At 72.9% G+C, this 10,225-nt stretch carries 10 protein-coding genes; 5 read left to right on the top strand and 5 right to left on the bottom strand.

Translation table 11 applies throughout. From position 1 onward, the window contains the following. Positions 1-132: 132 nt before the first annotated feature. Both ACWDYJ_RS21655 and ACWDYJ_RS21650 read right to left on the bottom strand, forming a co-directional pair. Positions 133-321, bottom strand: a complete 189-nt coding sequence (locus tag ACWDYJ_RS21655) for a DUF5999 family protein (RefSeq protein WP_007262885.1) — start codon at positions 319-321, stop codon at positions 133-135. A 288-nt stretch (positions 322-609) separates the two neighbouring features. Further along, positions 610-1,230: a hypothetical protein gene (locus ACWDYJ_RS21650; protein ID WP_451567209.1), complete on the bottom strand. Its 621-nt coding sequence runs from the start codon at positions 1,228-1,230 to the stop codon at positions 610-612. Between the two features lie 498 nt (positions 1,231-1,728). Here ACWDYJ_RS21650 and ACWDYJ_RS21645 point away from each other — a divergent pair, with 498 nt between their 5' ends. Together ACWDYJ_RS21645 and ACWDYJ_RS21640 are read left to right on the top strand one after the other, a co-directional pair. Beyond that, positions 1,729-3,264, top strand: a complete 1,536-nt coding sequence (locus ACWDYJ_RS21645) for a glutamate-cysteine ligase family protein (protein ID WP_451567208.1) — start codon at positions 1,729-1,731, stop codon at positions 3,262-3,264. A 113-nt stretch (positions 3,265-3,377) separates the two neighbouring features. Next, the gene (locus ACWDYJ_RS21640) at positions 3,378-4,193 is read left to right on the top strand and encodes a CPBP family intramembrane glutamic endopeptidase (protein ID WP_451567207.1); all 816 of its coding nucleotides are present in this window, start codon (positions 3,378-3,380) and stop codon (positions 4,191-4,193) included. Positions 4,194-4,226: 33 nt separating this feature from the next. On the opposite strand, the gene ACWDYJ_RS21635 is transcribed toward ACWDYJ_RS21640, so the two are convergent. Both ACWDYJ_RS21635 and ACWDYJ_RS21630 read right to left on the bottom strand, forming a co-directional pair. Then, a complete protein-coding gene (locus ACWDYJ_RS21635) occupies positions 4,227-5,060 on the bottom strand; it encodes a PhzF family phenazine biosynthesis protein (protein WP_451567206.1) in 834 nt (277 codons plus the stop codon). 238 nt (positions 5,061-5,298) lie between these two features. Then, entirely contained in the window at positions 5,299-5,727 is a 429-nt protein-coding gene (locus tag ACWDYJ_RS21630; protein ID WP_451567205.1) for a type II toxin-antitoxin system Rv0910 family toxin, read from the bottom strand. A gap of 171 nt (positions 5,728-5,898) precedes the next feature. Between ACWDYJ_RS21630 and ACWDYJ_RS21625 the strand changes: the two genes are divergently transcribed. Continuing rightward, on the top strand, positions 5,899-6,873 hold the full coding sequence (locus ACWDYJ_RS21625) for an EamA family transporter (protein ID WP_451567204.1): 975 nt from the start codon (positions 5,899-5,901) through the stop codon (positions 6,871-6,873). Positions 6,874-7,052: 179 nt separating this feature from the next. Next, positions 7,053-8,036, top strand: a complete 984-nt coding sequence (locus ACWDYJ_RS21620) for a DMT family transporter (protein WP_451567203.1) — start codon at positions 7,053-7,055, stop codon at positions 8,034-8,036. On the opposite strand, the gene ACWDYJ_RS21615 is transcribed toward ACWDYJ_RS21620, so the two are convergent. Beyond that, the gene (locus tag ACWDYJ_RS21615) at positions 8,018-8,683 is read right to left on the bottom strand and encodes a pyridoxamine 5'-phosphate oxidase family protein (RefSeq protein ID WP_451567202.1); all 666 of its coding nucleotides are present in this window, start codon (positions 8,681-8,683) and stop codon (positions 8,018-8,020) included. The genes ACWDYJ_RS21620 and ACWDYJ_RS21615 overlap by 19 nt on opposite strands. 37 nt (positions 8,684-8,720) lie before the next feature. Between ACWDYJ_RS21615 and ACWDYJ_RS21610 the strand changes: the two genes are divergently transcribed. Continuing rightward, the gene (locus ACWDYJ_RS21610) at positions 8,721-10,052 is read left to right on the top strand and encodes an aminotransferase class I/II-fold pyridoxal phosphate-dependent enzyme (protein WP_451567201.1); all 1,332 of its coding nucleotides are present in this window, start codon (positions 8,721-8,723) and stop codon (positions 10,050-10,052) included. Positions 10,053-10,225: the final 173 nt, after the last annotated feature.

Below are 10,225 nucleotides of genomic sequence, written 5' to 3'. Positions count from 1 at the left end.
TCCGTGGGGGGCGGGCCCGCCGGTCCGTTGGCTCCCCCCGTCCGCGCTCCTTTTGTTGCTCCCTTCTGGTTTGGCGTCTGCGGCGGTGCCCGCCGCTCCGGGACCGGCCCCTTCTTCGTCGTCCGATTCCGCCTAGGCCGCCGCGAGCGGGCGGTGCGGGGCGATGATCTGGCCGTCCGGCAGCAGCTCACCGGTGTCCTCGAAGAGCAGTACGCCGTTGCACAGCAGGCTCCATCCCTGCTCCGGGTGGTTGGCCACAGGGCGCGCGGCCTCCCGGTCGGCGGACTCTGATGACGGGCAGGCAGGCTGGTGCTGGCACATGGATGCGTTCTTTCGCTGCGGTGTGGTCTGTTCGCTACGGCTCGATGCGTGGTTCATGGCCGTCCCCCTGGGTCGTCCCCGCACCTGCGGGGAGGATGTCCTCAGTCTTCCCCCACGACGGCTGCTTCGCAGGTATTTCCCGGCAGCTGTCCTCATGGAATGAAGACGCATCACCCGTGCGGGCGGTTCAGGCCAAGTCCCCTGTCATTTCGGATGGTTCGCGGATGGCCCGAGAGGACTAGGCCGTATGGGTCACGCGAGCCGGCGCGATCGAGCCGCGCACGCCGCTCAGGCCGCCGGGGCGGCCAGCGAGGGTGGGACCGGAGGGGCCGGCGGGGTCAGCCGGTGGGTGAGTACGGGCAGCAGTTCGGATACGGGATGCGGCCGGAAGGCGGCGATCCCGGGTGGGGCCGGGGCCAGGGGAACCAGCAGATCCGCGGCGGCGGGCAGACCGGCCGCGGGGTCCGCCCCGACCGCCCCGTGCAGCCACAGGGTCAGCATGTACAGCTCCGGTACGGACAGCAGCCGCGGCTGGTAGCTCTTGGCGAGCGATTCCGCCTGGCGCAGGGCGCGTTCGGTGGCGGCGACGTAGGGGCCCTCGAAGAAGTGGGAGAAGACCCAGCCGTCCGGGGTCAGGCGGGTGTCGGCGGCGGCGACGAAGCGCTCACCGCTGCGGATCAGGAACCGCCAGCCGGTCAGCCGGGTGCGGGGAGGCCTTCCGCCGGCCGCGAGACCGGACGGGTGCAGCCGGTCGAGCACGTGGACCGGAAGCGGGAGTTCTGCGGTCGTCGGACCCTGCACCGCGCGAAGGGCCGGGGTGTGCGCCTCGTGGACGGCGGTAGGAGAACCGAGTGCCGCGAGGACGCTGCGCAGGGCGGGCGCGGGAGCCGGAGTGACATGCAGCGGCATGGGTGGGTCGCCTCTCACTTGGGAGACCTGTGGTGCGGGGGAAGGTACGGACGGGGCTGTCGCATTCTGGGGCCAGAGGGGGGCTGAGGGGCAATGGCCGCGCGCCAACTCTCTGCCTCGATTGCGGAGTTTATACGACACGTGTTCACACGGTGTTTCGACTAGCTGTCCCGCCTATTGTCGACAAGACGCTTACCGGTCCCGCTGCCATGGCATTCATGGCGGATGTACGCGAACAAGCAGCGCTGACCTCGGAGGTTACCAAAAAGGGGCTCGGCTGGAAAGCGTCGGTTATCCGGAACCGGCAAAGTCAGCGCGGAGATTGCACGCGGCGCCTTGCCAGACGAATGTGCCGAAGCGCCCTTCCGGCCATACCGGCGCGCGCTCCCCGCCAGACCGGCCCCCTGCGGCGTTATGGATCACGGCGCTTGGGCATCATCGACCGTAACGCGCGCCTGGATGCACCGGGGCCGGGCGCAGTCGAGGAGGGACGCTTCGATGGGGGAGAAGATCGTGGCAGGCGGATTCGACCTGTCCGATCGGCAGCGGTATCGGAGGAAGCTTCACGAGTGCCTGGAGGGGCTGGAGCGGCTTCTGGCGGAGAAGAGGTTCGATCGCCCCAAGAACATGATGGGGCTGGAGATCGAGCTGAATCTTGCGGGTGCCGACGGTTTGCCGAGAATGGTGAATGCCCAGGTGCTGGAGCGGATAGCGAGCCCCGATTTCCAGACCGAACTCGGAATGTTCAACCTGGAGGTGAACGTACTTCCGCACCGCCTCGACGGCAGGGTATTCGACCAGCTGGCCGAGGAACTGAGCGCCGGGCTGCACTATGCCCACCGGCAGGCCGCGGAGGTCGACGCGGGCGTGGTGATGATCGGCATTCTGCCGACGATCTCCCGCGCGGACCTGGCGCTGGCCAACCTTTCGGCGGTGGACCGCTACTCGCTGCTGAACGAGCAGATCCTGATGATGCGGGGAGAGGACTTCACGCTCGACATCGACGGCGTCGAGCGGCTGACCTGGAGCACGGGGTCGATCGTGCCGGAGGCCGCCTGCACTTCCGTACAACTGCACCTCCAGGTCACACCGGCGCGGTTCGCGGACGTGTGGAACGCGGCGCAGGCGGTGACCGCCGTGCAGATAGCGGTGGGCGCCAACTCGCCGTTCCTCTTCGGGCGCGAGCTGTGGCGCGAGTCCCGGCCGCCGCTGTTCACCCAGGCCACCGACACCCGGCCGCCCGAGCTCCAGGCGCAGGGGGTGCGGCCGCGCACCTGGTTCGGGGAACGCTGGGTGGACTCGGCGTACGAGCTCTTCGCCGAGAACGTGCGCTACTTCCCCGCCCTGCTGCCCATCTGCGACGAGGAGGAGCCGCTGCGGGTGCTGGCCGAGGGCGGGGTGCCGAGCCTGCAGGAGCTGGTGCTGCACAACGGCACGGTCTACCGCTGGAACCGGCCCGTCTACGGGGTCGCCGACGGGGTGCCGCATCTGCGGGTGGAGAACCGGGTGCTGCCGGCCGGGCCGACCGTCGCCGATGTCGTGGCGAACGCCGCCTTCTACTACGGTCTGGTGCGCACCCTCGCCGACGAGCAGCGGCCGGTGTGGACGCGGATGCCGTTCGCGGAGGCGGAGGCCAACTTCGACGCCGCCTGCCGGTACGGGATCGACGCGCGGCTGCGCTGGCCGCGCCGGGGCCGGGCCGGGGGGCTGGTCAGCGTACCGGCGGTGCGGCTGGTGCTGGACGAGCTGCTGCCGATGGCGGCGGCCGGCCTGGACGCGTGGGGCATAGCGCCGGCCGACCGGGACCACTACCTCGGGATCATCGAGGAGCGGTGCCGGCGCCGGGTGAACGGGGCGACCTGGCAGGTGGACACCTACCACCGGGCGCTCGCGAGCGGGCTCGAGCGGGACGCCGCGCTGGCCGCGACCACCCGGCGCTACAGCCGGCTGATGCACCGGGGCGAGCCCGTGCACACCTGGCCCGTCGGGATCGCGGAGGAGGAGGTGGAGGTCACGGCGGTGGTCGGGCGCTGATCCGCGCGAGCCCTGTGAGTCCGTGAGCCCGATGAGTCCCGTGATCCCACCGCGATGAGCCCCGCCGGCCGCCGAGGAGGCAGTATGGGGTGGTCGCGGGATGTCGCGGTGGGATGGCGGGACGGGAGTCGGGCGTGCGGGCGGAGCCGGTGGTCGTGGAGCTGCGCGAGGACGAGCGGCGGGGCGTCCTGCGCACCGAGACGCTGCTCGTACTCGCGCTGTCGCTGGGCGCGAGCGGCGTCTCGTCGCTGATCAGCTTCATCGGCTCGCTCACCAAACCGGGCGGGCTCAAGGACCAGGCCGCCACGCTCAACGGCTCGTACGCGCCGGGCCGGCCCTGGCTCGACCTGGCCTGGCAGCTGTTCGGGATCACGAGCGCGCTCGTTCCCGTCCTGCTGGTCGCCCACCTGCTGACCCGGGAGGGCGCGCCCGGACTGCGGGTGCTGGGCTTCGACCGCACCCGGCCGGTGTGGGACCTGGCGCGGGGCGCGCTGGTGGCCGCCGGGATCGGCAGCGCGGGGCTGGCCTTCTACCTCGCGGCGCGGGCCACGGGCTTCAACCTCACGGTGGTGCCGGAGTCGCTGCCCGACGTGTGGTGGAAGTTCCCGGTGCTGATCCTCTCCGCGGTGCAGAACTCCGTGGTGGAGGAGGTCATCGTGCTGGCCTATCTGCTGCGCAGGCTCGACGGGCTGGGCTGGTCGCCGATGGCCGCGCTGCTGGCCAGCTCCGTGCTGCGCGGCTCCTACCACCTCTACCAGGGCATCGGCGGCTTCATCGGCAATGTGGTGATGGGCGTCGTCTTCGTGCTGGCGTACCGGCGCTGGGGCCGGGTGGGGCCGCTCGTCGTCGCCCACGCGCTGCTCGACATCGTGGCCTTCGGCGGGTACGCGCTGCTCGCGGGCAAGGTGGGCTGGCTGCCCACCCCGTAGGGCAGCCCACCCCCGTGGGGCAGCCCCTGCCGGTCAGGGGGCGGTGAGCAGCTCGCCGTCGATGACCGTGACCGCGTGTCCGGTCAGGAGCGTACGGTCGCCCGCGAGGGTGACGCGGACCAGGCCGGTACGGGCTCCGCCCTGGAGGCCGGTCAGCTCGGTGCGGCCCAGGCGCGCCGCCCAGAACGGGGCGAGCGCGGTGTGCGCGCTGCCGGTGACCGGGTCCTCGTCGATGCCGAAGGCCGGGAAGAAGCCGCGGGAGACGAAGTCGTAGCCGCGGGAGGGATCCTCGGCGGCCGCCGTGGCGATCACGCCGCGGCGTGCGTAGCCGCGCAGGGCCGCGTAGTCCGGGGTGAGTTCCCGTACGGTCCGCTCGTCGGCCAGTTCCACCACGAGGTCCCCGATGTGGGCGGACGTGTCGTGGACCGACTTGATCTCGGCGCCCAGCGCGCGGCTCACTTCGGCGACCGGGTCGACCGGCGTCAGTGAGGATGTCGGGAAGTCCATCGTGATCGTGCCGTCCTCGCGGGCCTCGGCCGTCAGGACGCCGCAGCGGGCGCTGAAGCGGATCGGGCCCCGGGCGGGGTCTTTCGCTGCCAGGCCGTTCTCGTTCAAGACGTGGGCGGTGGCGAGGGTCGCGTGGCCGCACATGTCGACCTCTGCGGTCGGGGTGAACCAGCGCAGCGCCCAGTCGGCGTCCCCGCCGGGTGGCAGGGGGTGGGCGAAGGCGGTCTCGGAGAGGTTCACCTCGGCAGCGACCTGCTGGAGCCAGGCGTCCGCGGGGAAGGGGCCGTCGAGGAGCAGGACTCCTGCGGGGTTGCCGCGGAAGGGGCGGTCGGTGAAGGCGTCGACGATTCGGATGCGCATGCCCCGACGGTAGGGGCCTTACGTGATCACGGACAAAGGCCAATTCGTGGTGTCTGGCCTGGCCCGCGTGGAGTGCTTCGCGTGCTCCTCGTCACTGGTCGCACGGGGACGGGAGCACGCGAAGCGGCTGCGACGGCGGCCGCCGGGCCGGATCCGAGCAGGAGCGCGGCCGGGCCCGGCGCGGTGACGTACGCGCCCCGATCCCGGCGCACCGGCGCGTCGGCGCGGTACGAGGGTCTCAGGCGACCAGGCCGGCCAGCTTGCGCAGCGACTCGTTCAGGGCGGCGGTGGCCGAGTCCTTGAGCTTGCCCGCCATCAGCGAGACGGCGGCGCCCGTGAACTCCCCGTCGATGCGCACCGTGGTGGCCTCGCCGTCCGCGGTCAGGGTGTACCGGGTGAGCACGGCCACGCCCATCGGTCCCTTGCCGGTGATGGCGAAGAGGCGTTCGGCCTCCAGTTCCGAAACGGTCCACAGGACCTCGGCGGGGAAGCCCATCATCTTCATGTTCTCGGCGAAGGTGGACCCGACCGCGAGGGTCTCGGGGCCGCCCTTCGGGAAGCTGGTGTGGGTCATGCTCCACTCGCCGTAGGCGTCCCAGTCCGTCAGCTGGGCCCAGAGCTTCGCGGCGGGCGCCTCGATGCGTGATTCCGCGGTGACTTCGGCCATGCGACCACCCCTTCTCGTCGGGTACGTGCGGCGGAACGTAGTCCCGGCGGCCGGAACATTCAAGGCTGACGACCTGTCAGATGTGACGGCTGTCGGAGACCCGGATGTCGGGTCCGTCTCAACAGGCGTCACGCTCGTGACGGTACTGACCGGCCCTGCCATGATGGCTCGATGCAAGCGTCAGGGAAGAACGCCGGACTGGGCCTCGCCCTCATCTCGGCGTGTGCGTTCGGTGGTTCCGGAGTCGCGGCGAAGCCGCTGATCGAGGCGGGTCTGGACCCGCTGCACGTGGTGTGGCTGAGGGTGGCCGGGGCGGCGCTGGTGCTGTCCCCGCTGGCTTGGCGGCACCGCGATCTCGTGCGGCGCAAGCCGTTGCTGCTCGCCGGCTTCGGGCTGATCGCCGTCGCGGGCGTGCAGGCCTTCTACTTCGCCTCCCTGTCCCGGATCCCGGTCGGCGTGGCCCTGCTGCTGGAGTACCTGGGCCCGGCGCTGCTGCTCGGCTGGATCCGTTTCGTGCAGCGCAAGCCGGTGACGCGGGCGGCCGCGGCCGGGGCGGCGGTCGCCGTCGTGGGGCTGGCCTGCGTGGTGGAGATCTGGGCCGGGCTGAGCCTGGACCCGCTCGGAGTGCTGCTCGGCCTCACTGCGGCCTGCTGCCAGGCCTTCTACTTCGTCTTCGCGGACCAGGGCACCGACGGGGACGACGTGCCCGATCCGCTGGGCGTGATCGCGTACGGCATGATCGTCGGCGCCGTCGTGATGACCGCGATCGCGCGGCCCTGGCGGATGGACTGGCAGGTGCTGGCCGGGGACGCGGCGCTCGGCGACGTGATGCTGCCCGCCCTGGCCCTGCTGGGCTGGGTGGTGCTGATCGCGACCGTTTTCGCGTACCTCACCGGGGTGGTGTCGGTGCGCAGTCTCTCGCCCCAGGTGGCGGGTGTGGTGGCCTGCCTGGAGGCGGTCATCGCCACCGTGCTGGCATGGGTGCTGCTGGGCGAATACCTCTCGACCCCGCAGATCGTGGGCGGGGCGCTGGTGCTGGGCGGTGCGTTCATCGCGCAGTCCTCGCGCCCGGCCCGGCCGGCCCCGAAGGGGACGGCTGACCTCGCTGATCCGCTGGCGCCGGAGCGGGAGACCACGCGCGCCTGAGCTCTGGCAAGAGGATAGGCTGCCGACCATGCCTTCGACTGTGCTTCCCCCTCCCGCCGCCTAGCGCGGGCGGCTGCCAGATGTGACGAGACCCGGCCCGGGAGTTCCCGGGCGGGTTCGCGCTGCCCGCGAAGCGATGACCTGCTTCTCTCATCCTTCACGCATGCGCGGAGACTTTCGTGTCGAACCATTCGCCCGCTGCCGGGCGCAGTCTGCTGTATCTCGTCGTCGCCGGAGCCGCCTGGGGCACCGCCGGGGCGGCGGCCTCCCTCCTCTTCCTGGCCAGTGATCTCGGCCCGCTCGCCCTGTCGTTCTGGCGGTGTGCCGGCGGGCTGGTGGTGCTGCTCGGGGTGCTGTCCGTACGCCGGCCGGGCGCGCGGCGGCGTCCGTCGGGGGTGCGGCGGCCGTCGGCGGCCTCGCTGATCGGGACCGGGCTGCTCTTCACCCTGTTCCAGGCCGCCTACTTCGCGGCGGTGCGCGAGACCGGCCTCGCCGTCGGCACCGTGGTCACCCTGGGAGCGGGCCCCGTGCTGATCGCGCTGGGCGCCCGGTACTGGATGGGCGAACGGCTGGGCCGGGGCGGGGTGGCCGCCGTCGGCGGTGCGCTCGGCGGGCTCGCCGTACTCGTGCTGGGCTCCGGGGACGCGCAGGTACGGCCGACCGGGGTCGGCTGGGCGCTGCTCTCGGCCGCCGGGTACGCCGCGATGACCCTGCGGGCCCGGTCGCTCGGACGGCGCGGGGCGGGCGGGGACCCGCTGGTGACCACCGCGTGGTCGGTGGCGGTGGGCACCGTGTGCCTGCTGCCGCTCGCCGCGATGGAGGGGCTGCTTCCGCACACCGCCGAACTGGGGCGGGTGCTGTGGCTGCTGGTCTACGTCGCCACCGTGCCGACGGCGCTGGCGTACGCGCTCTACTTCACGGGCGCCGCCTCGGTGCGCGCCGCGACGGTGTCGGTGATCATGCTGATCGAGCCGGTGAGCGCGGCGGTGATCGCCGTCTGGCTGCTCGGGGAGCGGCTCACCGGCGCGGTCGTGCTGGGCACCGTACTGCTGCTGGCGGCGGTGGTCGCGCTGATCGGCGCCGAGGTACGACGGCCTGCGGGCGGGCCGGCCGGTGATCCGGTGCCGCGGCCCGCTCCCGAGGCTCAGAGCGCGGTGACGTAGTCCGGGGTGGCGATGCCGGGGGCCAGGTCGGCGGCCGGGACCGGAGTGCCGTACGCCGGCGCGACCGGGACCACGCCCGACCAGAACGGCAGGTCCAGGTCCTCGGCGTCGTCGTTCGGGCCGCCGGTGCGCAGCTTCGCGGAGACCTCGTTCAGGTCCAGGCGGATCACGGCCGTGGCCGCGAGCTCCTTGGCGTTGGCGGGCCGCGAGTCGGCGGAGCGGCCGGGGACCACGTGGTCGACCAGGGCGTCGAGTGCCCTCCGGCGCTCCGCCTCGTCGGTGACCTCGTAGGCGGTGCCGTGGACGACCACCGAGCGGTAGTTGAGCGAGTGGTGGAAGGCCGAGCGGGCCAGCACCAGGCCGTCGACGTGCGTCACGGTCAGGCAGACGGGCAGGCCCGGGTCCGCCTTGCCGGCGGCGAGCAGCGGGCGGGAGCCGGTGGAGCCGTGGATGTAGAGGCTCTCGCCGACCCGGCCGAAGAGGGTGGGCAGGACCACCGGCGCGCCGTCGCGGATGAAGCCGAGGTGACAGACGTAGGCCTGGTCGAGTATCGAGTGCACCGTCTCGCGGTCGTAGCGCGCCCGGTCACGGGAGCGGCTGGGGACGGTGCGGTCGGTGGGCTCGTAGGCGGCGGGCGTGGCGGTCATGATGCGGACTCCGTTGTACTAGTGCATACTTAGCTTTGTGCTAGAAGACTATCGGATCACAGGGCGTCGCGCATCGGACATCGCGGCCAGTGTCGAAACGGGCGTGGGATCGGGCGCGCTGGCGCCGGGAGCGCTGCTGCCACCGATGCGGGAGCTGGCGGGTGCGCTGGGCGTGAACCCGAACACCGTGGCCGCCGCGTACCGGACGCTGCGCGAGCGCGGGATCATCGAAACCGACGGGCGGCGCGGCAGCCGGGTGCGCGCGCGCCCGGTGACCGCGCCCCGCGACGCGCTGCGGATGGCGGTGCCCGAGGGCGTACGCGATCTCGCGCAGGGCAATCCGGACCTGTCGCTGCTGCCCTCCCTGGACAGGGCCCTGGCGGCGGCCGCCCGCCGGTACGCCGAGGCGCCGACCCGCTACGGGGAGGACCCGGTGCTCCCCGACCTCGCCCGCCTCGCCCGGGCCGACTTCGAGGCGGACGGGGTCCCCGCCGGGGCCATGGCGGTGACCTCGGGAGCCCTGGACGGGATCGAGCGGGTGCTGGCCGCCCACCTGCGGCCGGGGGACGCGGTGGCGGTCGAGGACCCCGGCTGGGGCAGTGTGCTGGACCTCGCGCCCGCGCTGGGCCTGCGGGTGCTCCCGGTGGCCGTGGACGACGACGGCCCGGTGCCGGGCGCGGTGGAGCACGCTCTGGCGGCGGGGGCCCGGGCCCTGGTGGTTACGGCCCGAGCGCAGAACCCGACGGGGGCGGTGGTGGGCGCGGCGCGCGCGGAGGTGCTGCGTGAGCTGCTGGCCGGGTGTCCGGACGTGCTCGTCATCGACGACGACCACGGGCACGGGATCGTGGCCCTGCCGCTGTGCCCGCTGGGTGGTGTCACGCGGCACTGGGCCCTGATCCGCTCGACGGCGAAGGCGTACGGGCCGGACCTGCGGCTCGCGGTGCTGACGGGCGACGCGGTGACGATGGACCGGGTCCGGGGCAGGCAGCGCCTGGGGCCGGGATGGGTGAGCCGGCTGCTCCAGTACGCGGTGGTGGACCTGTGGACCTCCGGCGCGGTGGACCGGGCGGCGGTGGCGCGCTCGTACGGGGAGCGGCGCGACGGCCTCGTCGCGGCGCTGGCGGAGCGGGGGGTGCGGGCGAACGGGCGGAGCGGGATGAACGCGTGGGTGCCGGTCGCCGACGAGACGGCGGTGGTGACGCGGCTGCTGACGGCGGGATGGGCGGTCGCGCCGGGTGCCCGCTTCCGCGTGGAGTCGGGGCCCGGCGTGCGGATCACCGTCTCCGAGCTGGGGATGGGAGAGGTGCCCGGCCTGGCCGACGCCGTCGCCGCGGCGGTACGGCCGCTACCGGGCGGCCGCTTCGACTGACCCCCGGGGCCGGACGGGGTCGGCCCCGGGGGTCAGCGGAGCTCCAGGAGCCCGCCCAGCGTGAAGACGAGTCCGCAGAGGGCCACCACCGTGGCCATGCAACGCTAGACCTGAGCGGACATGACCCGCGGGGGCGGGCCGAGGTCCCCCCGGGCGTGCATGGCCAGCTCCGC

The organism is Streptomyces sp. NPDC003042, assembly GCF_053591315.1.
This window is presented reverse-complemented; position numbering and strand designations above follow the sequence as displayed.

Coding starts and splice junctions, on each gene's coding strand:
- ACWDYJ_RS21655 (WP_007262885.1), bottom strand. CDS start 321: ATGTGCCAGCACCAGCCTGCCTGCCCGTCATCAGAGTCCGCCGACCGG.
- ACWDYJ_RS21650 (WP_451567209.1), bottom strand. CDS start 1,230: ATGCCGCTGCATGTCACTCCGGCTCCCGCGCCCGCCCTGCGCAGCGTC.
- ACWDYJ_RS21645 (WP_451567208.1), top strand. CDS start 1,729: ATGGGGGAGAAGATCGTGGCAGGCGGATTCGACCTGTCCGATCGGCAG.
- ACWDYJ_RS21640 (WP_451567207.1), top strand. CDS start 3,378: ATGGCGGGACGGGAGTCGGGCGTGCGGGCGGAGCCGGTGGTCGTGGAG.
- ACWDYJ_RS21635 (WP_451567206.1), bottom strand. CDS start 5,060: ATGCGCATCCGAATCGTCGACGCCTTCACCGACCGCCCCTTCCGCGGC.
- ACWDYJ_RS21630 (WP_451567205.1), bottom strand. CDS start 5,727: ATGGCCGAAGTCACCGCGGAATCACGCATCGAGGCGCCCGCCGCGAAG.
- ACWDYJ_RS21625 (WP_451567204.1), top strand. CDS start 5,899: ATGCAAGCGTCAGGGAAGAACGCCGGACTGGGCCTCGCCCTCATCTCG.
- ACWDYJ_RS21615 (WP_451567202.1), bottom strand. CDS start 8,683: ATGACCGCCACGCCCGCCGCCTACGAGCCCACCGACCGCACCGTCCCC.